The sequence below is a fragment of the Lysinibacillus sp. NPDC096418 genome, assembly GCF_044762775.1.
Taxonomy (GTDB): domain Bacteria; phylum Bacillota; class Bacilli; order Bacillales_A; family Planococcaceae; genus Lysinibacillus.
In genome coordinates, this window is the sequence record NZ_JBIWEY010000004.1 from 20,705 (window position 1) to 46,596 (window position 25,892).

At 37.8% G+C, this 25,892-nt stretch carries 24 protein-coding genes; 4 read left to right on the plus strand and 20 right to left on the minus strand.

Features of this window, described 5'->3' with window-relative positions; genetic code table 11:
- Window positions 1–198: 198 nt before the first annotated feature.
- Window positions 199–1,683 (minus strand): sodium/proline symporter PutP, encoded by a 1,485-nt coding sequence (putP, locus tag ACIQZG_RS05695; protein ID WP_402754206.1) that lies wholly within the window; start codon window positions 1,681–1,683, stop codon window positions 199–201.
- A gap of 185 nt (window positions 1,684–1,868) precedes the next feature.
- Between putP and ACIQZG_RS05700 the strand changes: the two genes are divergently transcribed.
- Window positions 1,869–3,029: a class I SAM-dependent methyltransferase gene (locus ACIQZG_RS05700; RefSeq protein WP_402754207.1), complete on the plus strand. Its 1,161-nt coding sequence runs from the start codon at window positions 1,869–1,871 to the stop codon at window positions 3,027–3,029.
- 41 nt (window positions 3,030–3,070) lie between these two features.
- Here ACIQZG_RS05700 and ACIQZG_RS05705 read toward each other — a convergent pair whose 3' ends face one another.
- Entirely contained in the window at window positions 3,071–4,390 is a 1,320-nt protein-coding gene (locus ACIQZG_RS05705; protein ID WP_402754208.1) for an ABC transporter permease, read from the minus strand.
- Between the two features lies 1 nt (window position 4,391).
- Complete coding sequence (locus ACIQZG_RS05710; protein ID WP_402754209.1) at window positions 4,392–5,078, minus strand: ABC transporter ATP-binding protein; 687 nt, start codon at window positions 5,076–5,078, stop codon at window positions 4,392–4,394.
- 319 nt (window positions 5,079–5,397) lie between these two features.
- Here ACIQZG_RS05710 and ACIQZG_RS05715 point away from each other — a divergent pair, with 319 nt between their 5' ends.
- The 3 genes from ACIQZG_RS05715 to ACIQZG_RS05725 all read left to right on the plus strand — a co-directional run bounded on the left by ACIQZG_RS05715 (window position 5,398) and on the right by ACIQZG_RS05725 (window position 9,275).
- Complete coding sequence (locus ACIQZG_RS05715) at window positions 5,398–6,018, plus strand: DUF47 domain-containing protein (protein ID WP_402754210.1); 621 nt, start codon at window positions 5,398–5,400, stop codon at window positions 6,016–6,018.
- A 20-nt stretch (window positions 6,019–6,038) separates the two neighbouring features.
- The gene (locus tag ACIQZG_RS05720) at window positions 6,039–7,055 is read left to right on the plus strand and encodes an inorganic phosphate transporter (protein ID WP_402754211.1); all 1,017 of its coding nucleotides are present in this window, start codon (window positions 6,039–6,041) and stop codon (window positions 7,053–7,055) included.
- Between the two features lie 111 nt (window positions 7,056–7,166).
- Window positions 7,167–9,275 carry an MMPL family transporter gene (locus ACIQZG_RS05725; protein ID WP_402754212.1) on the plus strand — a complete coding sequence of 703 codons (2,109 nt, stop codon included), beginning with the start codon at window positions 7,167–7,169 and terminating at the stop codon, window positions 9,273–9,275.
- A 51-nt stretch (window positions 9,276–9,326) separates the two neighbouring features.
- On the opposite strand, the gene ACIQZG_RS05730 is transcribed toward ACIQZG_RS05725, so the two are convergent.
- The 17 genes from ACIQZG_RS05730 to ACIQZG_RS05810 all read right to left on the minus strand — a co-directional run bounded on the left by ACIQZG_RS05730 (window position 9,327) and on the right by ACIQZG_RS05810 (window position 25,884).
- Window positions 9,327–9,932: an alpha/beta hydrolase gene (locus tag ACIQZG_RS05730; protein WP_402754213.1), complete on the minus strand. Its 606-nt coding sequence runs from the start codon at window positions 9,930–9,932 to the stop codon at window positions 9,327–9,329.
- A gap of 18 nt (window positions 9,933–9,950) precedes the next feature.
- Complete coding sequence (locus ACIQZG_RS05735; RefSeq protein WP_402754214.1) at window positions 9,951–10,142, minus strand: hypothetical protein; 192 nt, start codon at window positions 10,140–10,142, stop codon at window positions 9,951–9,953.
- Window positions 10,143–10,163: 21 nt separating this feature from the next.
- Window positions 10,164–10,628, minus strand: a complete 465-nt coding sequence (locus ACIQZG_RS05740; RefSeq protein ID WP_402754215.1) for a hypothetical protein — start codon at window positions 10,626–10,628, stop codon at window positions 10,164–10,166.
- A 153-nt stretch (window positions 10,629–10,781) separates the two neighbouring features.
- Window positions 10,782–11,396: an NUDIX hydrolase gene (locus ACIQZG_RS05745; protein ID WP_402754216.1), complete on the minus strand. Its 615-nt coding sequence runs from the start codon at window positions 11,394–11,396 to the stop codon at window positions 10,782–10,784.
- Window positions 11,397–11,408: 12 nt separating this feature from the next.
- The gene (locus ACIQZG_RS05750) at window positions 11,409–12,488 is read right to left on the minus strand and encodes an AI-2E family transporter (RefSeq protein ID WP_402754217.1); all 1,080 of its coding nucleotides are present in this window, start codon (window positions 12,486–12,488) and stop codon (window positions 11,409–11,411) included.
- Between the two features lie 119 nt (window positions 12,489–12,607).
- Window positions 12,608–14,305, minus strand: a complete 1,698-nt coding sequence (locus ACIQZG_RS05755; protein WP_402754218.1) for a M3 family oligoendopeptidase — start codon at window positions 14,303–14,305, stop codon at window positions 12,608–12,610.
- Between the two features lie 72 nt (window positions 14,306–14,377).
- A complete protein-coding gene (locus ACIQZG_RS05760) occupies window positions 14,378–14,953 on the minus strand; it encodes a YdcF family protein (RefSeq protein WP_402754219.1) in 576 nt (191 codons plus the stop codon).
- Between the two features lie 117 nt (window positions 14,954–15,070).
- The gene (locus ACIQZG_RS05765; protein WP_402754220.1) at window positions 15,071–16,813 is read right to left on the minus strand and encodes a methyl-accepting chemotaxis protein; all 1,743 of its coding nucleotides are present in this window, start codon (window positions 16,811–16,813) and stop codon (window positions 15,071–15,073) included.
- Between the two features lie 194 nt (window positions 16,814–17,007).
- Window positions 17,008–18,756: a methyl-accepting chemotaxis protein gene (locus tag ACIQZG_RS05770; protein ID WP_402754221.1), complete on the minus strand. Its 1,749-nt coding sequence runs from the start codon at window positions 18,754–18,756 to the stop codon at window positions 17,008–17,010.
- Between the two features lie 242 nt (window positions 18,757–18,998).
- The gene (locus ACIQZG_RS05775) at window positions 18,999–19,718 is read right to left on the minus strand and encodes a YebC/PmpR family DNA-binding transcriptional regulator (RefSeq protein WP_402754222.1); all 720 of its coding nucleotides are present in this window, start codon (window positions 19,716–19,718) and stop codon (window positions 18,999–19,001) included.
- Window positions 19,719–19,900: 182 nt separating this feature from the next.
- Window positions 19,901–20,365 (minus strand): low molecular weight protein-tyrosine-phosphatase, encoded by a 465-nt coding sequence (locus tag ACIQZG_RS05780; RefSeq protein WP_402754223.1) that lies wholly within the window; start codon window positions 20,363–20,365, stop codon window positions 19,901–19,903.
- A 118-nt stretch (window positions 20,366–20,483) separates the two neighbouring features.
- A complete protein-coding gene (locus ACIQZG_RS05785; RefSeq protein ID WP_402754346.1) occupies window positions 20,484–21,092 on the minus strand; it encodes a lysophospholipid acyltransferase family protein in 609 nt (202 codons plus the stop codon).
- Between the two features lie 79 nt (window positions 21,093–21,171).
- Window positions 21,172–22,005, minus strand: a complete 834-nt coding sequence (locus ACIQZG_RS05790; protein WP_402754224.1) for a putative RNA methyltransferase — start codon at window positions 22,003–22,005, stop codon at window positions 21,172–21,174.
- Complete coding sequence (locus ACIQZG_RS05795) at window positions 22,005–23,369, minus strand: MATE family efflux transporter (RefSeq protein ID WP_402754347.1); 1,365 nt, start codon at window positions 23,367–23,369, stop codon at window positions 22,005–22,007. The genes ACIQZG_RS05790 and ACIQZG_RS05795 overlap by 1 nt, the downstream gene beginning before the upstream one ends.
- Window positions 23,370–23,485: 116 nt before the next feature.
- Entirely contained in the window at window positions 23,486–24,265 is a 780-nt protein-coding gene (locus tag ACIQZG_RS05800; RefSeq protein ID WP_402754225.1) for a tyrosine-protein phosphatase, read from the minus strand.
- Window positions 24,266–24,389: 124 nt separating this feature from the next.
- Window positions 24,390–25,340, minus strand: a complete 951-nt coding sequence (locus ACIQZG_RS05805) for an ABC transporter substrate-binding protein (protein ID WP_402754226.1) — start codon at window positions 25,338–25,340, stop codon at window positions 24,390–24,392.
- Window position 25,341: 1 nt separating this feature from the next.
- Window positions 25,342–25,884: a hypothetical protein gene (locus ACIQZG_RS05810; protein ID WP_402754227.1), complete on the minus strand. Its 543-nt coding sequence runs from the start codon at window positions 25,882–25,884 to the stop codon at window positions 25,342–25,344.
- Window positions 25,885–25,892: the final 8 nt, after the last annotated feature.

A 25,892-nucleotide genomic window follows, 5' to 3' on the forward strand; every position in this document is an offset into this window, starting at 1 on the left:
TTTTATCAATTACTACTGAACGAAACATTCCCCTTTACTATAGAAGAAACAACCAATTTTTTCTTATTAATCTAAAGAGGGAATGACCATAAATACACTTAATAATGTATCGATAATAAATAAAAGTACCCTACAAAGTAGACTTTTTAATTGTCTACTTTAATAAGGTACTTTTTAAAGACTCATAGCCTTTTAATGTTATTTTTCCTTTTCTAATAATGCTACCGTACGATCAAATTCCTCTTCAATTTCTTTATTCGGTTTATATGTCGCCATACTTACAACAACTGCGACAATTAAACATGCGAAGAAACCTGGTACGATTTCATACAATGCATCTGCTAAAAACGGTACCTTACCCCAAACAAACGCTGTTGCTGCACCAGTCACCATTCCTAAAAGAGCTCCGTAATTCGTTAGTCGCTTCCAATATAATGATAGTAAAATAATTGGGCCGAATGCCGAACCAAAACCTGCCCACGCAAAGCCCACTAAACTTAAAATTGAACTATCTGGATTCCAAGCTAAAATTGCGGCAATAATTGATACTACTAACACTGCCATTCGACCGACAAATACGTAATGCTTATCATCTGCAGTTTTATTGAATAATGCCTTGTAAATGTCCTCTACAAGCGCTGAAGATGTTACGATTAACTGTGAAGCAATCGTACTCATAATTGCAGCTAAAATTGCAGCTAACATAATACCCGCAATAAAAGGATGGAATAAAATTTGTCCTAATACGATAAATACTGTTTCTGCATCCTTTATTTCGCCACCATTCTGCTGGTAGTAAGCAACACCTACTAACGCAGTACCCATTGCACCAACAAGACTAAGTATCATCCAACCAATACCGATGCGACGTGCTTGCTTTGTTTCTTTAACAGAGTTAATCGCCATAAAGCGTACGATAATATGTGGCTGTCCAAAATAACCTAGCCCCCATGCAATTGACGAAATAACTGCAGCTGCAGTAACCGAAGCTGGTAATAAGCTAAAGTGTTCAGGATTTACAGCTTTGATGGATTCCACCGTATCACCTAGTCCACCTGTTAAAAATAGACCGCATAATGGTACTGTCACAAGTGCTAAAAACATAATTAAACCTTGTATAAAATCTGTATAACTTACAGCTAAAAAGCCTCCAAATAACGTATAAGCAACAACAACGCCTGATACGATTAACAATCCTGTATGATAGTCATAGCCGAATGAACTATCGAAAAATTTACCACCTGCTACCATACCTGAAGATACATAAAACGTGAAGAATACCAAAATAATAATACCGGAAGCAATTCTTATTAACTTCGTGTTATCACGTAAACGATTATCTAAGTAACTTGGGATGGTAATAGAGTCATTTGATACTTGCGTATAAACTCGTAATCTCGGCGCCACTAATAACCAGTTTAAATACGCTCCAATGGTTAACCCAATTGCAATCCACATTTCAACTAGTCCTGACGCATAAATCGCCCCCGGTAAACCCATTAATAGCCATCCTGACATATCCGCCGCTCCTGCGCTTAGTGCAGTCACCGCTGGACCCAATGAACGTCCTCCTAGCATGTAGTCTGTTAAATTCGAGGTTTTTACAAATGAGTACCAACCTATTCCTAGCATCGCGATCATATAAATAATAATCGCCAATAACTGATACATGTTTTCCGACATATATCTTCCCCCTATTCCTTACAAAATTAATATCCTAAAGATTCATCACCTTTAATCATACCGTAAAAAACTATTAATTTTACTAATAATTTTAACACCCTAGCTTGAATGTCGAAAAAAGCATACCTTTTAAAGAATTGTGTTACACTAATCCCATCTATCACACAATAAAGAAGGCGAAACCCATGACATTTGAAGAAATGAAGGCTCATTTACAAGAGCAAATTCTAAACCAACAACTCGTTGCTGCGACAATTAGCCAACCTCGTATGAAGTCGAATGAAATAAAACGCATCAAGCTAAAGCCATTGATGCTGAGAGATGCTTACCATATCCAAATTGAATATCAATATGAACGTATACTAAAACATGAAAACATACTATTAATGGAGTTCCCCGGGAAGCTTGAATCATTTTACGCAGACTTCCGCCAAGTACATATCGACTTTGTAGAAGAAAAGGTGCAAATTCAATTATCAAAGAAAAACAAAGTCTTATGGAAATCGGACAAAACAGCAACACCAAAACAAATTAACTTATCACACAATCGCAAGAAAAACTATTTACTCGACGATGCAACACCATACCCTTTTTTAATTCGTCTCGGAGTACAAACTGAGGATGGCAAAGTAAAAAAACAAAAATATGATAAGTTTAAGCAAATTAACCGCTTCATCGAATTTATCGACGATGCACTTGCCTATTTACCAAAAGACCGCCAAGTGCGTATTTTAGACTTTGGATCAGGTAAGTCGTATTTAACATTTGCCCTCTATCATTATTTAAAAATAGAAAAGGGTTTAGATATTCGTGTGACGGGTTTAGATTTAAAAAAGGAAGTAATAGAGGAATGTTCCCGCATCGCAGAAGACTTAGGCTATGATCAGCTAGAATTTTTAGTTGGGGATATTAATGACTACAACGATGAATCTGCTGTAGATATGGTCGTCACGTTACATGCGTGTGACGTAGCAACTGATATGGCGTTGGCACGTGCAGTTAAATGGGGGGCTCGTGTTATTTTAAGCGTACCTTGCTGTCAGCATGAACTAAATCGACAGCTTCATACACCAGCATTAGATGTTATGCTTCAGCACGGACTCGTTCGTGAACGTTTTGCCGCCTTAGCAACAGATTCCATCCGTGCAGAAATATTATCGCTTGTCGGTTATGAAGCACAACTACTTGAATTTATCGATATGGAAAACACACCAAAGAACATTTTAATTCGTGCGTATCATACAGGTAAAAAGCCAAGTAAGGAACAGCGTGAAAAATACGATGCCTTTATGACATTACTAAACGCAAAACCTTTCTTAGCAAACGAATTGAAAGCTTATCTATAAAATATGAAAAGCCGGGGCATAATATGGGCCTCGGCTTTTTCTTATAGCTCTTGTCGTAACGCTTGAATAACATCAATTTTCGTAGCTTTACGTGCTGGTCGATAACCTGAAATCATTGCTACACCAATACTAATTGTTGAAGCAATGATAACTAATTGCCATGGAATAAGCGAAAATGTGATATCAGTCGAAACGAAAGCATCTTCACCCGTTGCTGTTTTTAAAATGACTGGAAGTAATGCATTTGCTGTAAAACTAATTGCATATGAAATTGCTACAGCAATAACCGTACCTAAAATACCGATAAACGTACTTTCCATTAAAAACAAACGTTGTATTAGCTTAGGACTAGCACCAATGGCCTTCAATACACCAATTTCACGTGTACGCTCTGTAACCGCCATCGTCATCGTATTGAAAATCCCAATGGATGCAATTAAAACTGCAATCGTCCCAACAAAGATCAAACCAATTTTGAGCACTAAGAAAACGACATCTATTTCTTCTAATTGTTCAGTAACTGAATAAACACTATAACCTTTTTCTTTTAGCTTCTCTAAAATCGGTTTTACATTTTCCATAGTATCTGCAAAAATATTAATCTCTGAATAAAAAATTTCTTCCTCTTTTACATCACTTACTGCTGAAAGATTAGATACTAATGCACTTTGCTGCTCTGTACTCATATACACTTTGTTATCAATCATCCAATCATATGAAGGTTCCTTCATGATACCAACAATTGTATACGTCATTTTTTTGGACTCTTTGGTATCGGCTTCATAAGGTAATAAAGATAGTTCAATCTCTTTACCTACTAAAGATTCCTTATAGCCTTCTTCTTTCCCATCATAATATGTTCCTTCAGTTTCAGCCTTTTTATTTTTTTCTTCAATTATTTCTCGATCAGCATCATTTAGCAATGTTTGCCCAAAGTTATAGCCAACGATAATTTCTGTAGGTTTTGTCGGATACTTACCTTCAAACAGCTTATCCGAAACCTGTTTAAAATCATGCATGTTTGTTACAAACAGTTCCGAAGAGGTATCTCGGTCTTCAAAATAAGATCGAGCTGTTGCATTTACAGAAATCGTTTCGAGCACAGTTTCCACATGCTCCATCTTTTCAATTCCCTTGATTTGCTCGTCAGTAAACTGAGTCTCACCGTAAACCTGAATTTTTGTTACTTTTTCGTTTGAAAGAATGTCTTTACGAATGGAATCTTGCAAACCGAATCCAACTGAAGCAAGTACAATTAAAAATGCACAGCCCATTGTTGCAGCTAGCACTGTCATAAATACACGCAACTTATTTTTCTTTATATGTTGTGTGACAAATTCTAGTTGATCTTTAAACAACATGTTACTTACTCTCCTTTACAAGCTCACCGTCATACATTCGGAAGCGTCGATGTGCAATTGTTGCAACCTCGTCATCGTGTGTAATAATGACAAAAGTTAAGCCTAGTTCACGATTCAAACTTTGAATCAGTAATAAAATATCTTGCTCTGTTTCCGAATCAAGACTACCGGTTGGCTCGTCTGCCAACAAAATAGGGGGATTTGTAATTAAGGCTCTCGCAATACTTACTCGTTGTTGTTGTCCCCCAGAAAGTTCATTTGGATAATGGTCTGCTACTGCTGTTAAACCTACTTTATCCATGATTTTCTTCACTTTTTCTTTTCGTACAGCGTTGCTAGTACCTTGTAGTTTCAACGGTAATTCGATGTTTTCAAATGCAGTTAAGCCCGGCATGAGCTGGAAATTCTGAAAGATAAAGCCGAACTGTTGTAGACGAAACGCTGCGCTCTCTGTTTCGTTAAGATTCGCTGTTTCTTGTCCATTTATTTTGATGGAACCTTGCTCAGGCTTCATAAACCCTGCTAAAGATTGTAGTAGGGTCGATTTCCCAGAACCACTCTTCCCGACAATCGCAACAATCTCTCCTTGTTTCACCTCAAAATTTACGCCTTTTAACACAGGTACATGCTTTTCCTTACCTTTTTTCCCAATTAAAAATGTATGTTGTAAGTTCTCAACTTGAATCATTCGTTTATTGACGCCCCTTTCTTATACTTACACCATTGTAGAGAATAATTCTTAATAAACCTGGAGGATAAAAATGAAGATATTCTTAAGAATAAGGAGGTTTTTTTAGAAACAGCAGTTCAAAACAACATCATTCCCATTGGGATACTTATCATAAATAACCAGTAGTTAGTAGAGATAAATTCGTTATGTTACAGGAATGTAAAGATTTGCGTCTCTCAGTAAAATTTAGTATAGAAATTTTAAAGATTTTGTTATGATAATAAAGTTTAAAAGTAAAAAAAATTAATTTATATATATCCAGGAGGATTCGATTTCCATGCTTAACTCAAAAAAACAAGACCCTTTCTTTGTAGCACTGCATAAAATTGCTGAAAACATGAGAGAGGCCATACATTACGCAAATGATTTTCGCATCCAAAGTGTCGCTGACTTAAAAGAAATTAGCATTACAATGAAAAACTATGAAACAGCTGGCGATAAATTAATTCACGAACTGATCGTGATGCTGAACAAGTCATTTATGACACCAATCGAACGTGAAGATATTTTAGAACTTGCGATTCGTATGGATGATGTATTAGATGGCACAGAACATTGTATTGCCCACTTCGAAATGTTCTCATTGACAGAAGTTGACGAATCAATGCGTATTTTCTTAGGCTATATTTCTAAAAGTGCTGATGAAATTGTCAAAGCAACAGAAGAGTTAAAGAAAAAGAATCTAATTGGAATGCGTCCTCATGCTATTTTAATTAAGGATTACGAGCGTGAATGTGACGAAGTACAACGTACATCTATCAAACAATTATTCTTAAATGAAAAAGATCCAATCCGACTTATTAAGTTTAAAGACATTTATGAGCAACTAGAAGATATTGCAGATTATTGTCAAAACGTTGCAAACACAATGGAAACAATTATCATGCGTAACGCGTAATTAGGAGATGGATATTCACAATGGACACACTTATTTTACTAACCGTATTGGTTGTCATTTTCGCTCTAACATTTGACTTTATCAACGGTTTCCACGATACCGCAAATGCTATTGCAACATCGGTTTCAACAAGAGCACTACCTCCGCGCGTTGCTATTTTTATGGCAGCTATCATGAACTTTATTGGAGCAATTACATTTGTAGGTGTAGCAAAAGCACTGACGAAAGACATTGTAGATCCATTTTCATTAAATGCCTTTCAAGGAGACACAACAGGTTCTGTCGTAATTTTAGCCGCATTACTATCAGCGATTACTTGGAATCTGATAACTTGGTATTTTGGTATCCCATCAAGTTCTTCTCATACTTTGATTGGTTCTATTGCCGGAGCAGCGGCTGCGTCATCAGGCTTTGGGGTTCTAAACTACGGAGGATTCACAAAAATTATTATGGCATTAGTCATTTCACCAATTCTTGCAATTTGTGTCGGCTTCCTTGTGATGTCATTGTTTAAACTTTGGTTCAAAGATTTAAACCTTTACCGTACAAACAAAGGCTTCCGAAAGGTACAAATTATCACAGCTGCTATACAATCATTTACGCATGGTACGAACGATGCACAAAAAGCGATGGGAATCATGACAATGGCATTAATCGCAGCAGGCTTACATTCAGGCGATGAAATTCCATTCTGGGTACGAGCATCTGCCGCACTGGCTATGGGTCTCGGTACATCAATCGGAGGATACAAAATCATCAAAACAGTCGGTGGTAAAATCATGAAAATTCGCCCTGTTAACGGGGTTGCCGCTGACTTATCTTCTGCTTCAATTATTTTTGGGGCAACGTTAATTCACTTACCAGTATCAACAACGCATGTTATTTCTTCATCTATTATGGGTGTAGGTTCAGCACAACGTGTCCGTGGCGTTAACTGGGGCATGGCTCGTAAGATCGTGACAACATGGATCATTACTATGCCTATTTCAGCTGCTATGGCTGCTGGTATTTATCTCGTATTATCACTATTCTTTTAGTTTTTAAGACTCCTGCTAATCATAGAGCAGGAGTCTTTACTTTTTCACACGACAAAATACGACACATCCTTTACACTTAGATTACTTAGTATAAAAGGAGTGCTTATACATATGAAAGCTTTCTCAGCATTTGTCACAGCACACGCGAAAGTAATTGTCGCTATTTGGACCATAGCTTTTATCGTCATGGCTGTCTTCGCTATACAACTTCCAAGTAAGCTGCAAGGCGACGGCTTTTTCGTGGAAGGAGATCATACTTACGTCACAAATGAGCTATCAGAAACATTCGATTTGCCAGCAGAAACGATTCTTGTCGTTTTTGATCCTGCAGATTCTAAGAAAATCCAAGATACATTACAAACCTTAAAGAAAGTAGATGACATTCAGTCTATTCAATCACCAATTGACGACCCCGATTTACAAAAGGACGGCATCGCATATGCAATGCTCCATTTTGGCAACGACGTCGATAATCTTCCTGATGTTGTCTCTGAAATTCGTTCATTGATTGAGGGAGAGGGAGTTCATCTTACTGGTGGACCAGTTATTTCAGAGGATATTAACATGGCAAGTCAAAAGGATTTAGCGTCTGCTGAAGCCATTGGACTTCCGATTGCGCTTGTTGTGTTATTACTCGCATTCGGTACTGTCGTGGCAGCGCTACTGCCAATTTTAATCGGCGTGGTCACTGTTGTCACAGCGTTTGGCATGATGACGTTGTTAAGTGGCACATTTAATTTATCCATTTTCGTTTTAAATATTGTACCTATGCTCGGCCTTGCGCTTAGTATTGATTTTGCACTACTGCTCATTAATCGTTATCGTGAGGAGCGTGGACAAACCACTATTGCTCAGGCGATTCAAACATCTATTCAAACAGCAGGACGTTCGATTATCTTTTCCGCCGTTTGTGTCATGATTGGGTTAGGTGCGATGATTGTCATTGACGTGGAAATATTCCACAACATAGCACTTGGTGGCACAATTGTCGTAATGTTTGCAGTACTAGCTGGATTAACTCTACTACCGGCTACAATGATGCTACTTGGTGACCGTATAAATAAATGGCGCATACTACGTGTGAAGCCAGGTGGTGCTAATCGTTGGCGCGGCTTTGCGGGCTTCGTGATGAAACACCCAGTGATGATTGTAATCGTGGCGTTATTACTACTCGGGGTTGGCATGATTCCACTTAAGGATATTAAGCTGACAATTCCAGAGGTTGATGCACTACCGACTAATTACGATGCACGTGCTGCATATGATAAACTGGATGAAACATTCGATCTTGCTAAATCGTCTACCTTATATTTACTCGCTGAACGTGAAGATGGCTGGGAGGATGAAACGGCACTTGAGCTTATTTATGACATCCAACAGCAGCTACTGGACGACCCACTTGTAGACGAAGTATCCACTATTTATCAAGCTGCCCAAGCCAAGTCGCCAGAAGATTTAACAGCAGCACTAGCGAGTCCAGAGGTAGCAGAGAAGCTCCAGCCTTTTCTTGCGGCTTTTGCAAAGGATAAGCAATTATTTATGCCGATTACGTTAAATACATCAGGTTCTTCAACAGAAGCACAAGAATTTGCTAGAACATGGATGAACAAGGATTTAGGCGTCGATTTTGCTCTAGGTGGACAAGCGAAATTCAACCAAGAAATTTTCGATGAAATTTCTAGCAAAATCTTATTAGCAGTGTCAATTATTATTGTTTCGACGTTCTTTATCTTAATGCTAGCTTTTCGTTCTATTTTAATTCCAATCAAAGCGATTATTATGAACATTATCGGCTTATCTTCTGCTTTCGGAATTCTCGTGTATATTTTCCAATATGGGCATTTTGGGCTCGAAGCTGGCACTCTCGTCCTCATTATCCCAGTGATTGTATTCTGTCTTGTATTTGGCTTAAGTATGGATTATGAAGTATTTCTTATCTCACGTATTCAAGAGGAATATCAAAAAGGCGCAGATAACACACGTGCCACAATCGATGGCTTAACATCAACAAGTCGTATTATTACATCTGCTGCGCTTATCATGATTGTCATCACAGGAGCCTTTGCATTTACAGACGTGATGCCTGTCAAACAAATAGGCGTTGGTATCGCCATTGCTGTTGCGATTGACGCAACAATTATTCGCCTAATGCTCGTACCAAGCTTAATGAAGCTATTTGGCGATTGGAACTGGTGGTTACCCTTTACGAAGAGAAAATAAAAAATCCGAGACCGTCATTTTGTGACAGTCTCGGATTTTTCCTTAAGCATGTTAAAACTTTGTATGATACCATTCTTTTGCAGCTTCTACTTCGGGCATTGTTAACTGATGTCCATAGTTAAACCAAGCAGTTGTTACATCCGCGCCTGCTGTTGATAAAAGCGCCTCTAAATCCTCAGATTCCTGCGCAGAACACATCGGATCATTTGTTCCAGCTGAAATAAATATAGGGATATTTGTTAGTGTCGGCAGTTCAATCCCTCGTCTTGGCACCATCGGATGATGCAAAATCGCACCTGCCAATGCATCCTCGTAATGGAATAGCAGACTTGCTGCGATATTTGCCCCATTTGAATAGCCAATGGCAACAACTCGTGTACGGTCAAAACTGTGCTCTTCTGCAGCCTGTGCTATGAAATCATTCAATTCCCTTGTACGGAAAATTAAATCTTCCATATCAAAAACACCTTCTGCCAAACGACGGAAAAATCGCGGCATTCCGTTTTCTAACACATTTCCACGTACACTTAAAATATTTGCTGTGTCATCTATTTTCTTCGCAAGACTGATTAAATCGTGCTCATTTCCACCTGTACCATGTAATAGTAAAAGTGTTGGTTTTGTTTCATCTGTTCCTTTGTGAAAAACGTGTTGCATAAACACATCACCTCTCAATTATCTTGAATTCGAGATAATTGCAGCTCGCGGAAAAATGAAATACAAACTATTCGACTTATTTTCTTCCCAATTTTCACTGTTCGGCTGTTTTTCATTATTTTTGTAGAAATTAGTAATTGTTAGTATCGAAATTAAACTTACAATGATTACAATCCCAATGACGATTCCTACTAATTTTTTCCCATTCATCCCGTCTTTCCCCCATCTTACTTAGTTCTTTTTACGAAATCCTTCTTCAAGTAAATACGACTTAGCCGCATCATACGTACCAAAAGCTTCCTCTAAATTCTCTCCATGATAAACATTCCAAGAACGTTGCTCACAAACTAAATCAAGTTTTTCCCCTTCACGGTTACGCCAAATTTCAACAGTTGGCTCTTCATCTTCTATCTCTTCTGATAAATATGTGATTGCATCTTCCACAATTTCTCGAAGCTGTGTTTCATCATAATCATGAATATTCACTAGCCCCTTATCATTTGCTTCTTTTTCATAACGCAATAAATCTCCAACGAATACAAAGCCATTACCGTTCGGATGTAGCTTTTCAACCACGATTGTTTTTTCATATAGGCTATTCTCAAAATGATAGTTTACGCGCTTTAATGAAATCTCCTTCTTTTTCAACCCAGGAAATGATTCTATAATCGCTTGTTTTTGTTCAAATGTTAGCATGTTAAATGCTCCTTTTCTTTCAATCTACCTTACAGTATAGCGCATTTCTCACCCTAAATCGTACAATAAAATAACTTTCCATAGAATAAAAAAACAGTAGTACTAACCAAAATTATGGCTTGTACTACTATTCGTAGTTTGTTATTCATGTTGCTATTTATACATTTTATTTTTCACAAAGTGAATGACATCGGCAACGTATTGTTCACGATATGGTACAAAATGTGTCGCACTTACTGGGCGTGCTAGATGAACCCTTTGACCATTTGGGAAAAATTCATAGCCTTCTATATTCAGCGTAACTGTTTTTCCTAAAAAGAATGCCTCAGCTTCATCAAGCTTTGCTCTTACAACACCTGACACTTCTTCATACTGCACTGCAAATGCATCCCAATTATGTTCGAATGGATTAATAAATACATGACAAAATTCATTATCAATCATTTTTTCCGACACGATACTGCATGAAGTCATCCCCATCCGAACCACTTCTTCAATGTTTAAATTTAATCCTAATTCCTCTTTCACTTCACGAATGCCTGCCTCAACTGTTTCAGTCGCCAACAAATGTCCAGCTGCCGTGATATCCAGTAACCCTGGATAATCTTTCTTTTGAGAGCTACGAATCTGAAAATAAATATATTCTTCATTCGCTAGCCAACAATGGAATGTCTCGTGCCATAAGCCTTTTTTATGTGCTTCTGCACGTGTCGCTGTTCCAAGATATTCGTGTTTTTCATTAAATACCTTAATGATTTCTAGCTCCATTTTACATAACCCCTATACGGACTTCGTCGCAGTTTTCTTAATTGTATTTCGTTCCCCATAAATATTCGTCACAATCACTTTTAACACCGCATAAAACGGTACAGCGATGACGATGCCGATAAAACCGGCAATATTCCCCGCAGCTAAAATAATTGTAATAACTGTTAACGGATGTATATCGAGAGATTTCCCCATCACATTTGGCGTAATGAAGTTACTTTCAATTTGCTGTGCAAGGAGCGTGATAACAGATACCCACACTACTAGTACCGGATCTTGAATGACTGCTATAACAACAGCAGGCGCAAAGGCAATCCAAGGTCCAATAAAGGGAATCATATTCATAAAGAATGCTAAAATCACCAGTAATAATGCGTACTCTAAACCAATGATTAAATAACCGACAGCTATAAACACGGCGAGAATGAAGCTAATTAATAGTTGTCCTTGAATGTAGGTGCGTAGTACGCCGTCAATTTCACTTAACGTCTTCTTTACCCATTCACGTCGCTCGCCTTGAAAATACTTATAAATTGAAGGAGCAAACTTCTCATGATCCTTTAACATAAAAATAAAGAAGAATGGGATTAATATCATTAACATTGATACAGATACGATTGATTGTAAAAATGTCACGAGCCACCCACTTGCCACAATCGCAATATCTTGAACCGAATTTGTGATATCTTCAATAAGTGCGTTTAATTGTGGTGGGAAGTTTTCCTTATTGCTTGTCACGTAATCTAGTGCCTTTTGAATTTCTTCACCAATCATTGGTGCAGCTTTCACCAAATTATTCACCTGCGTTGCGATTGGTGAACCAATGATAAATAAAAGTCCTCCTACAAGCGCTACAAGTCCTAAAACAATAGTTAGAATACTTACCCACCTCGGCCACCCGCGCTTCTCTAATAAGCGCTGAATCGGCTCTGTGACGTAATACAAAACACCACCAAGTAATAAAGGTACAAAAATAGCTTTAAAAATAATGACAAGCGGAGAAAAAATCCAATGAATCTCAATAAAATATTTAATAACTAATAATGTCAGTAGCAAGCCAATTCCTACTTGAAACCATAACTTCCTTGTCAATTCATTCACTTCCTTCTACTACATATACTAAAATACTACTTATATATTGTCCAAATCGCAAGTTTCCTAATATAACTAAATATAAAAAGGTTACGACTGGGCCGTAACCTTTTTGTTATTTACAGTTTCGAGTCATCCACTGAATTTAAATAATTTTCGATGTGCCCAATTACAGATTCAACACAGCCATCTTCAAAAGGAGAGATTAACCCTGCCTCTTTTACTAGCTTGGTAAATGACATCGAACCACCAAGACCACATAAATGCACGTAATCCTTCCATGCTGCTTCAAACTCTTCACGTGAACGTTTCCAAAATTGGAACGCACAAATTTGCGCCAACGTATAGTCGATGTAATAGAATGGGCTCGCATAAATATGCGCCTGACGTTGCCATATAGCGCCTGCCTCTAAATAACTATTACCGTCATAGTCACGATGCGGCAAATATTTCTCCTCAATTTTCTTCCATGCAGCTTTACGCTCTGCAGGTGTCATTTCAGGGTTCTCATACACGACATGCTGGAACTCATCAACTGCTACTCCATAAGGCAGGAATAGTAGACCACTGCTTAAATGGGAGAACTTATATTTCTCGGTGTCCCCTTCGAAGAATAGCTCCATCCATGGCCAAGTGAAAAATTCCATACTCATAGAATGAATTTCACAAGATTCATATGTTGGCCATAGATATTCAGGGATGCCAATATCACGGCTTGAATACACTTGGAAAGCATGTCCAGCCTCATGTGTTAAGACATCGATATCTCCCGAAGTACCGTTGAAGTTTGAAAAAATAAACGGCGCTTGGTAATTTTCGATAAATGTGCAATAACCCCCGCTTTCTTTCCCCTTCTTTGCAACTAGATCCATCAGTTCATTATCAATCATGAAATTAAAGAATTCTCCTGTTTCAGCTGATAATTCTTCATACATTTTTTTGCCGTTTGCTACAATCCACTCCGGGTCACCTTTTGGGGTTGCGTTTCCTGATAGAAAGTTTAAACTCTCATCATAAAATTTAAAGTCTTCGATGCCGATACGATTTGCTTGGCGTTCAGATAATTTTGTTGCCACTGGTACGATTAAATCCCGTACTTGATCACGGAAATTCCCTACCATTTTTGCATTATAATCAATACGATTCATCAGTATATAACCTAACTCTACATAGTTTTTATAGCCAAGCTTTACAGCCATCTCATGGCGCACCTTTACTAGCTCATCATATATACGATCGAATGTCGCTTCATGCTCTGAGAAGAAACCAAATCTAGCTTCCATTGCCGCCTTACGCATATCACGATCAGTGGATTCCGCATAAGGGCCAAGCTGTGCAAGGGTTAACGTTTCACCATTAAATTCGATTTGTGCAGAGGCAACTAGCTTACTATATTCAGAAACAAGTTTATTTTCCTTTTGCATTAGACCTATTACTTCTGGGGAGAATGCTTTGATTTGATATGCGGCTAAATCAAAAAGTTGCTGTCCCCATTTTCCCTCAAGTTGTGTGCGGTAAGGTGAAGCTACTAAAGCTTTATAGTATTCGGTCGATACTTCCTCAAGCTCTGGACCTACTTCGTCGAAATAATCTCGCTCCGCTTGATAAAACTCATCTGTCGTATCAATTGATGCACGAAGAAACACTAGGTTAGCCATTGTTGCATAGTCATTACTCAGTGCATTAAATTTCTCAATGATGTCACTTTGACCTTCTACAGATTGTGCATTTTTGAATTGCTCAATTAACGTAAGTTGTTGCTCTTTCAACGCCTCTACATTTGGACGTTGATATTCATAATCTTTAAAAGTTGTCATAGCAATACCCCCAATAATGTTGTATTTCTAATTATATGCAGAATCTCTACTATTAAGAAATGGAATATAGTTTTAATAGCCCATTACATAAGTTTTTAATAGCGCTGCTCTCTCACGTAACCTCATTTTTTCTTCTACTGATTTCGGTGTTTGTGCAGGTACAACATCTACTTCAAGGTCTAGACTCTCTGCTAAATATTGCGCACGAGTTAGATGAAAATCACTCGAAATAATTGTCAAATTTTTTTCATCTTCAGGGAGTAGTTCCTTCGAAAACGATAAATTCTCATACGTGGAGGTTGAAGCATCTTCTTGTATAATTCGCTCCTTCGCAATTCCCGCTTCCAGCAAATATGTATACATCCGCTCCGCTTCACTCATAGGTTCTTCTTGTCCTTGCCCCCCCGAAACAATCACTTTTACATGTGGATGCTTTTGCAAATATTCTATAGCCGTCTCTAAGCGGTATTGTAAAGATAAGCTTGGTTCACCGTTTTTGTTCACCTTCGCCCCTAGTATAATGGCATAAGCATTCGATCCATCTGCATGTGGATCTACCCCTCTGTCTAGTAGCTTACCTGACCAAAAGTACAAGAGAAATCCCCCCACTAGTATGATACTTGCCACACCTATCAACCGTTTCCTCATAACACCCACCCCCTGTCATTTACTAGTAGAGACGAAAAAAACTTACCTGAAGTTTCTGCCTATCATAGTGAAAAGGAACTATCTTATTCACACCTTAAGATAGCTCCTTTCTTTTAATTATCTTATAGTAAAACGTTTTATAGATTCTTGTAATGCGGTAATTTCATCTGTTAAATCATTTGAAGATTCACTAACTACTTGAATCGCCCTTTGTTGCTCGTCAACAGAAGCCGTTACTTCCTCTGATGACGCAGCATTTTTCTCGCTAATCGTAGCAATACTTTCAATCGATTGCATCATCGTATCTTTCGAGTTATTTAAATACTCTACTCCCGCAGTCATGTCCTCAATTGCAGAATTAATTTTATTTACTGCAGATTCAATTTCTTTAAATGATGTTTCTGTAATTGCTACAGAATTATTTTGTTCTTGGACGATTGTATGAGTTTTATGCATTTCACCAGTCACTAAATTTGTTTCACTTTCAATACCGCGTAATGTCGTACGTACTAAATCTGTTGCTACTGATGTTTGGTCAGCAAGTTTGCGTACTTCCTCAGCCACGACTGCGAACCCTTTGCCATGTTCACCTGCCCGCGCTGCCTCAATAGATGCATTTAATGCTAATAAATTCGTTTGGTCAGAAATTTCATTGATTGTCCCTACAATGCCTTCAATTTCTCTCACTTTCACGATTAAACTATCGAATACTGTTTGTACATTATTGATAAGCGCAGATGACTGCTCTGATTTTTCTTTTAAACGATCTAGATTCACAAGACCTTCTTCATTTGACTGTTTCATCGCACGAGAAGAATCTAACATCAATTCATTTTTATCGTGTAAAACAACAATTTGTTGTGCAAAGTCCATCGCAGTACGATTTGTATCTTCCGCATCTGACGCCTGCTGCATTGCACCTTTAGAAACTTCCGTAATCGCTTTCACAATTTCATCACCATAAGCATTTGTTTCTTCTGCCACTGCTGTTAAGCTAGAAGATGTCGATTGAATTTCAACAATTGCTTCCTCAACATCTGTAATAAGTGTTTTTAATTGATCGACCATTTCATTGAAGCCCTCATTCAATTGTCCAACCTCATCTGATCGCTGTAATTGTTCGATTTCTACAGTTAAATTACCTTTTGCTACCTCACGTACTCGTCTTGACAAACGGAGAATCGGTAAGGCTAAATGTCTGGAAACCAAAATAACAATAATCGTACCTATAACAACTGCTCCTAGTAATGTAAGACTAATCACCACTAACAGTGAGTTCGCCCCTGCATTGAAGTCCTGCATGTACGTACCCGATGCGACGATCCAATCCCAATTTGGATCTAATTTCGAATAAATAATTTTATCGGCTTTTTCAGTTTTTCCTGGTAGTTCAAAATCATAAACTGTGTAGCCCCCACCCTCCAATGCTCTATCGGTTACTTCACGAATAAAATATTTGCCACTGCTATCTTGATCTTCCCATAAACTATCCCCTTCACGCGTTGGATGTGTCGTTAATGTCCCTTTATGATCTAATATATATAAATAGCCATACTCCCCTAAATCTCCAGGATAGTTAATCGGTCGCTTTCCTTCGCTATCTTTTGGACCCAATAGCGCCTCACGTACTCTTTCTTGTGCAACTTCTAAAGGGATGTCGCCTCTTTCTACACTTTCATTGGTAATTTCAATTAGTTGCATGGCTGATTCCACACTATTCAGAAGGACTTGCTCCCCTATTTCTTCCATCCCTCTTTTGGCTTTTTCATAACTAACTATCCCAATTATTAAGCTAGGCACGATTAATAAGGCCATAGAAATGATTATAAGTTTCCCTTGTATAGAACGTAAAAATCTCATACCTCAACCCCCTTTTTTTCTCTAAGTTCACAAAATCTACTAATATATATTATGGTATGGTTTGAATATTTACACAATGGGTATTTCACAATTCCTCTATAAAATCTGCAATTAACTGAAAAATACATTTTCTGAATGTAAAAACTATCTTCATATCGGAAAAACCGCACACAAAGATAGTCTATAGATGTCTCTTACAATTTAAATGTGTTAATAACTTGGATTACTTCCTCTGATGTTTTGTCTAAAGTTTCCACAACCTCATTTAATTCAGTTACCATTGCAACTTGTAAATCAGATACAGCCGCTACTTCCTTCATACTTTTCACACTTTGAAGAACAACGTCACGCATCTGTTCTGTAGTTGCAAGCACCTCCTCAGATCCTGCTGACATTTCCTCAATAACAGCTGACTCTTCTTGGATTTTATCGTTTACATCAACAACAGATTGTAAAATCTGTACAAGACTATTACCGATTTGTTGCACAGCTTTATTGCCCCCCTGTACATCTTCTGTACTGCTTGTCATTTCTAGTAAGGCACGTTCTGTAATGCCTTTAAAGCTCGTTATCTGTTGTTGAATATCATCTGCAGATGCTTTGGACATTTCTGCAAGCTTTCGTACCTCGTCAGCAACAACTGCAAAACCCTTACCTGATTCACCAGCTCTTGCTGCTTCAATCGCTGCATTTAGTGCTAATAAGTTTGTTTGGTCGGCTATGCTTGTAATTACAGACACCATTTCTTCAATTGAACGGAATTTTTCACCCATTTCTTCAACATGACCAGCAGTTCGCAATACTGAAGATTCCACACTTTGAATTTGTGACACGACGTTTTGTGAGTGTGCAGCACTGGATTCTACTAATGCTGTCATAGTGGTTGAAGATCCCGCAATTTCAGAAGTTGTATCAGCTAAACGCTGGATACCGATTGACATTTCATTCATTGTTAAAACAACTTCTTCATTATTTAACTGTTGCCGCTCACTACTTGCTGCAATTTCAATAATACGATCAGCGATTTTCGAATTAGACGCTTCCACATGTTGTGAAGTCGTATCTATTTTTTCTACTACTTCTTTCAATGCAGAAGAACGTTGTTGAATCAATTGGAACGTATCTCTTAACTTTAATAATGATGATTGGAAAGCGCTGGCGAAAATCGTAATCTCATTTTTCCCCTTGTGGCCAATCTTTGTCACTTGGGTACTAGCCTTCGCAATATCCCCCTGTGCAAAACTTTCAGCTGCTTCACCTAAGTGTATTAGTGGTTTTAATGCACGATTAACGTAACTATACATTACAAACATTGCAATAGCTGTTAATACTACTATAAAGACAATTAAAGCTGGCAAAATAGATTTTAATACTATTTTGCTCACGCCTTCTACTTGTGTGGCCTCAATATCCACTCCTAAAAATGCAATAATGTTACCAGTTGAGTCTTTCAACGGCACAGTTCCTGACAAATAATCTCCAAAATCACTATGTAATATGTCTGAATAATTGCTGCCTGTATCAATAACCTCTTTTAAATCCTCATAGTATGTAGAAGATGATTCATGACCAATAATCCCAGCATTCTCTTGGTCATCAGCAGGCATACCATCCACTAAAAACGTTACTTTTTCATCTTCTTTCGGTACCGCAAACGTATAGGCATATAAGACCCCGTTTGTTTCACGTATAGTATTTAACTCTTCTCGTAGTCGCCAATATAATTCAGATTCTGTTGGGTCTTTAGAAATTTCAGCGTAGTCATTTACATTTAATTGCTTTGCAATATTAGTTGCGACAGCGACAGCTTGTGAACCCATCGTTTGTTTAACCGCTAACTTCGTAGTATGTATCGTCGTCAAAATAAAAAAAATCAATAAAGTTGTCAACGTGGCTAACGAAATAAAGATAATTTTATTGCTTAATTTATCTGTTGTTCGCATTTTCAGTACGTTCCTCTCTTTAATTTATTGTGATACTAACTCATTACTATTACTCACATTTAAAATTATTGCAACAATTGCGACTTTTTTTGTGCTATTTACAATTTAAAAAGAAATAATTAGCATTTATTCAATAGAGGAAAGAGTTGATGTTACGAAGGGGAATGCTTTTAATTACGTGATTAGCTCAATAAAAAACCAGTAGCCTATATGACTACTGGTTTCTCAATTTGATAAAAAGATTATTCACCTAAATCAGCATTATGGTAGACGTTTTGTACATCTTCTAAATCTTCTAATACATCAATTAATTTTTCAAACTTTGCAATGTCATCACCTGTTAGAGTGACTTCCGTTTGTGGAAGCATTGTAAGCTCTGCTACTGTAAATTCTTCAACACCTGCAGCTTTAAGTGCTTCTTGTGCAGCAAAGAATTGATCTGGTTCTGCATAAACGATCACTGCCTCATCTTCTTCAAGAATGTCACGAGCGTCTACATCAGCTTCCATTAAAATTTCAAGAACTTCATCAGCAGTTTTACCTTCTAAACCGATAACAGCTGTTGAATCAAACATGTACGCAACTGATCCACTTACACCCATGTTACCGTTGTTTTTACCGAAGGCTGCACGTACATCAGATGCAGTACGGTTTACGTTATTAGTTAAAGCATCTACGATAAGCATTGTACCTGCTGGCCCGAAACCTTCATAACGTAATTCATCGAAGTTTTCATCGCCGCCACCTTTTGCTTTTTCGATTGCTTTTTCAATAATATGCTTTGGTACGCTATATGTTTTTGCACGTTCAAGAACTACTTTAAGAGCACGGTTTGATTCTGGATCTGGTTCGCCTGATTTAGCTGCTACATAAATTTCACGACCAAATTTAGCATTTATACGACTTGTACTTTGGTCTTTAGACGCCTTCTTTTCTTTAATGTTGTTCCACTTACGACCCATGATTTTCACTCTCTTTCAAGATTATTTATAAAAATATTAGATATACAACAATAAATGGTATTTAAATACTGTAGTATTATACACTACTTCACCACGAAAAAAAAAGAGGAATGATACGTATTATGCGCACTCTCCCTCTATTTTCACTTATAAATCTTTGGCGTTATACATCGCAAATTCAATTATAACATGTGCTCTTGTTTAATTTTTTGCAATAATGCCTGACAACCTTCCTCTACTAGGTCATAGGTTTCTTGGAAATCGCCTGTATAGTATGGATCTGGCACATCTTTTTTATGGTCAGTTAAATCTAAAAAACGGAAGATCTTCGGCGAATCCGGATTTCCAAGCATCTTATTGATGTTACCAATATTACTATCATCCATGCCCACTATATATTCGAATTGTTCGAAATCGCCCTTCTTCAATTGACGTGCCTCCATCCCCGTTGTTGAAATACCGTATTCTCGGAGTTTTTCCTGCGTCCCATGATGCGGTGGTTCCCCAATATGGTTGGTACTTGTCGCAGCTGAATCCACTTCTATTTTGTCACTTAAATTTTCTTGCGCCACTAAATCACGCATCTTTGCTTCTGCCATTGGCGAACGGCAAATATTTCCTAAACAAACAAAAAGTACACGAATCATTACTATTCCTCCTCAGATTGCTTACGCCTTTACGTAATTCAGCTAGCATTTTTGATACCTACTGAAAAAAAATTGAATATAAAACACTCAAAATCAAAATGATTTTGAGTGTTATTATTTACTTCTTTTTATCAGCAATACGTTGATGTAATTCTTCCGTTAACCTTAAAAGTTCGTCTTCCAAATGTTGCGTAAATTCTTCACGACCTTCTTTGCCTTTACCTGTAACATAAAATGGCTCACCGTAAATCAAATACCCTTTATGACCTTTGAAAACATCGCCTACTGTACGTGCTCCTACATAAGCAGCTGGCACTATTTGGGATTTTGAAAGTTGTGCAATTGTTATTGCGCCTTGTTTTAAATCCGTTCCTTCAGCGTTACGTGTACCGGACGGGAAAATCCCAACAATTTTGCCTTCCTTCAGTAATTGTGAAGGAATTTTAATAACACTTGGTCCAGGATTATCTCGGTCTACAGGAAATGCATTCAGACGATTAATTAACCAGCCAAGGCCCTTCATATCAAACAACTGTTTTTTTGCCATAAAGTGAATTTCACGCGGATACACAGAAATACCTAAATTCAAAATATCAACATAGCCTGTATGTGTACAGGCAATAATAAACCCACCATCTTTCGGTAAGTTTTGCTCTTCATATATACCTGCCTTAGAACCCGTCAACTTAAAAATTGCTTTCACAATGTTTGCTGCTAATTTATACACTGTCACATTCCTACCTTATATTTTGATTAAGACTATTGTAATCGATAATACCGGCATACTGCAATTGCATGAAAATTCATCAAATTTTGCCCACTAAAATATCCAAATCAATCGTAATTTCTGTGAGTGTTACCTCTATATCCTCTACCTTATGCCAGCCCATTGGTGTCATTTCAAGCAACGCTGGTATAAGTTCAGTTGCTATCGGCATTGTATACGTCAAACGCTCTACATTCACTTCTGAAAAGCTTTCTTTAAAGCGCTCTACTGTTTGAGCATTAGAATACGTTTCTTTTTCAGAATCTGCATAAAGCTGCGCACGAAGTTCTTGTAAATATCCGCTTTGTGGAACGATTTTTACAACGCAGCCACTAGGTGTTAAAAGTCGTTTGAACTCACCGTAGTTCGCTGGCGATAAAATATTTAATATTGCATCAAAACTTGCTTCCGCATATGGACTTTTCGCTAGGTCACCGACACACCAAATTTGCTCACCATAATGACGTGCTGCAGTTAAAATACCCTCTTTGGCAATATCGATCCCTACACCTATAGCACCTTCAAGCTGCATCATAATACGCGCTAAATGTGATCCTTCACCGCACCCTGTATCTAATACGGTTTTTGCGCCTGCTATTTTATCTGCAATTTTTTCTTCTAGTAAATCATATAATCCACTTTCAATGATTGCTTTTCTTGATTCAAATAATTCCTTACTATATTTTGACGTAGCTGCATGCGTCATCATATTCACATAGCCTTGCTTGGCAACATCAAAAGAATGATTTACCGTGCACATAAGACTACCTTGTTCACGTACTTGCATTTGTGCTGTACAAATTGGGCAGGCAAATAACGTAATGTTTTCGTTCATCAAAGCCGCCCCTGCAGCTCTTTTTGATAATGTTCCCACTATTTTGCCTCCTTTTGTTCTGTTGGCGAAACGAGTACATATCGCTCCCATTTCCTACTTTTCCATCTAAAGTATACGATAATTGCACGCAACCATTCATCTGCTGAAATGGCTAACCAAATCCCTATTAAGCCCCATTCTAACACGAAGACAAAGAAATAACCGAGTGGCAAACTCATACATACCATCGACAAAAAACCGATTTTCACAGGGAATCTTGCATCCCCTGAGGCTCGTAGCGAGTTAATAATGACGATATTCATTGTACGCCCTGTTTCAAGTAAAATACTAAGTGCCAATACAGAAGCCCCTATTTTGATAATCTCTGGATTGTCGGTAAACATACTGATTAGTGGCTTCCTGAAAATCGTCACGACTAGAACCATTGTAATTGTAAAGATAAATGCTGCACGCACACTTAACCAAAGCTGCTGATATGCCTCATCCTTATTACCAGCACCTACATAACGTCCAATAATTATCGCTGTCCCCATACCAATCGCAATGGAAAATAAGTATGTAAACATTGAAATATTCATTGCATACTGTCTTGCCGCTAATGTTTCTGCCCCTAAATACGTTGCATAGTATAAGAAAATGATTTGGCAAAACTGATACATTATCTGCTCAAATGCTGACGGTAAGCCGATATTAAGAATTTTGCGCACATATTCCTTTGAATACGCGAAATAATATTCTAACTTCACACGTACTTCCATGACCCGATAGAGCAACCAGAAAAATACGAGTACGGCAAGTGACCGGCTAATAACAGAAGAAATAGCCGCCCCTTGTACACCTAGCTCTGGTAAACCTAAGTTACCGAAAATCAAACCGTAGTTCAACACAACGTGCAAAATGTTCATGCCTAGTGACACGTACATCGTCTGCTTCGTCCAGCCATGCACACGAATAACCGCCGCAAGTGCATTAATGATTGCCTGTAAAAATATGAAACTACCGATAATCACTAAATAGCTTTGCGCATGTGCAAGCACTTCGCCTTTTAAATTCATCATCGTCATTAAATGACTAGAACCCAAGAAGAATACCATACTCATAATCAACCCGACTGCTACATTCATTGTGACCGCTAGCGCGGAAATCTTCGCTGCCTCAAGATAGCGCCTCGAACCTAAATACTGAGACACAACTATCGCGGCCCCATTTCCGACAACTTCAAGGATTAAAATTGCAATATGAATATATTGATTTGCTGCTCCGACACCAGAGACAGCATCATCTGATAAGGCACTAAGCATAAACGTATCTGCTAGCCCCATTAACATAAATAAAAATACTTCTAAGAAAATGGGCCATGTTAAGTGAAATAAACTTAACTGTCCATCTCCTTTTTTCTTCATGACTGCATCAGTCAACTTACGTCACTTCTTCCTGTAATGAATAAAAACATACTGTATCTTAACATATTTCTTCCAAAAAAATATCCCCTCCCTCATTTCCGAGGGAAGGAATATATCTAGCGCAAGCAATATGCCTGTAACTGCTCACGTTTGTCTTTTGTCAGATTAAATTCTTGTTCTAAAAATATCTCCTTTGAGCCATAGCGTATATCCATCTCATTAAATGCTGCTTGTAAATAATCTTCTTTAGCAGACATTAGCGCGTGAAATTGCTGTAATTCTTTATCATTAAAATCCTGTTGAATAACTTGTTTCATACGTTCTACCATTGGGCGGAGATGAATATTGGTATCTAAATAATCCTGCATAATTGTCGCTTCAGGTACATCAAGTGCTAATAAAATCAATGCACCACCAATCCCTGTGCGATCTTTTCCTACTGCACAATGATGAACGAGGCCTAAGTTTTCGGGTTGTTGAATCGTCGCCATTAATTTCTTAAATGAAGCATTATTAAATGGCATCTGTGCATAAAAATCTCGGAACATATCTGAATTGACAACTTTGTAGAAGTTTTGTCGCCCCATTGTTTTTTCAGCATTTGTTGGCATTTCAAAAGCATGATTGCCCTTCGCTGGAATTTGTATATACTTAGTATTAGAAAATTCCGGATTCGGATTACTTTGGGCTTCATGGTCGTCCCGGTAATCAAAAATCGTTTTAATCCCTAACGCTTCAAAACGCTCCTTATCTGCCGCTGTCATCTTACCAAGTGCTGCTGAGCGATAAAACAAGCCTTCCTTTACAAATCGCCCATCTCTTGTCTTATAGCCACCCATATCACGGAAATTATAGACTGCCTCAAACGGAATAACTTTCATGTCAAATTGTCTCATCCATTACGCCTCCTTTGATTTAGCCATTACCTTTACCTCTATTTTATAAAATTAAAAGATAGAATACCAATTTCAGCAGTAAAAAGCCGCCTCATAAAATGAGACGACTTCCTACAACATTTACTTATTGAAATAATTCAGGGTATACAGCTTTTGCTACTAGCTCAACTGCTTCACCAATGCGTGGACCTGGACGAGATAATGTATCTTCATCTAATGAGAATACTTGTTTATTTTGAACAGCTTGTACCGTGTTCCAGCCGTTACGACCTAAAATTCCCCCTACTACATCTTTATCACCTATACTTGGTACTAATATAACTTCAGGGTTTTTCGTAATGATTTCTTCTTCCGAAACTTGTATCCAACCTTTTTGATCGCCAAATACGTTGTTTACTTTAGCTGCATCTAAAATATCTTGTTGGAATGTGTCATCTCCAAGGGTAAAAATGTTAGGTGGTGAACTAACTTCGTAATATACATTTTTTGGTGTTTCCACGTCTTTTACTTTTGCTTCAACAACAGCAATTTTCTCTTTAATCTCTTTGTTTAACTGTTTACCTTTATCTTCAACACCCATTACTTTTGCAAGTTGCTCGATGTCACCGTAAACGTCTTCAAAAGATGTTGCTGATTGAATAACAAACACTTTTACACCAGCATCTTCAAGTACCTTTAGCGCATCTTTTTCACCAACTGTATAAGCAATAACTACATCCGGATTCAAACCTAAAATACGCTCACTGTTAAATACCATCGAATCCGAAACACGCTCAATTTCTAACGCTTCGGCTGGATATGTATCATAATCAGTTGCGCCAACAATCTTATCGCCTACACCTAATGCAAATAATATTTCCGTGTTACTAGGTGCTAATGAAATCACTGTTTCTGGTACGGCATCAAATGCTATTTCTTCACCGCGGTCATCCTTCACTTTATAGCCTAACTCTTCAGTTTGTGCACCTTGTTTTGATGTATCCTCTTTCGCCTTTTCATCTGCTGTGCCACAGCCTACAAGTAAAAATGCAAGCATTAATACTGAAAGCCATTGGAATTTAACTATCTTTTTCAATTTAGACATTCTCCTTTTTCTTTTTCATTGGGTAAGACTTACTTATAAATGGAATTTCTACAATGCCTGCTTGTCGATTCATGTAAACAGCCATAACAAAAAATACGTTGGCTAGTAAACCTAAATAATTAAATAGAATTTCTGGTACTTCTCGTTCCTCAGAAACTTTATGAAGTGAACGATATGACTTTTTTGCCTCGCTACGACATAAGTGTAATGCCGCTGCTGCCTCCGTACCCTGCGGTAAAACAAAGCTTTGAATTTCTTCTTTGACATGGCTCACATAGAAATCATAGCGATTACTTAGCCAAGCTAAATCCTCATCAGTAACCGCTAATTTCCCTCGTACTGATCCATTAACATGATAAGCCATAGGTAAAATTTCAAGCAGGTCTTCTTTTACTACATCCACTTCTTCTTTTTTGACAGCTACAAGCGCCACTCCTACATGAGTTGTTAAGCAGTCGGTACGTATTTCAAAGTCAACAGTTGTTACTTTCTCACGCATAAATGGATAACTGGAATAGCGTGCATCTTTTTTCAAATCTAGAC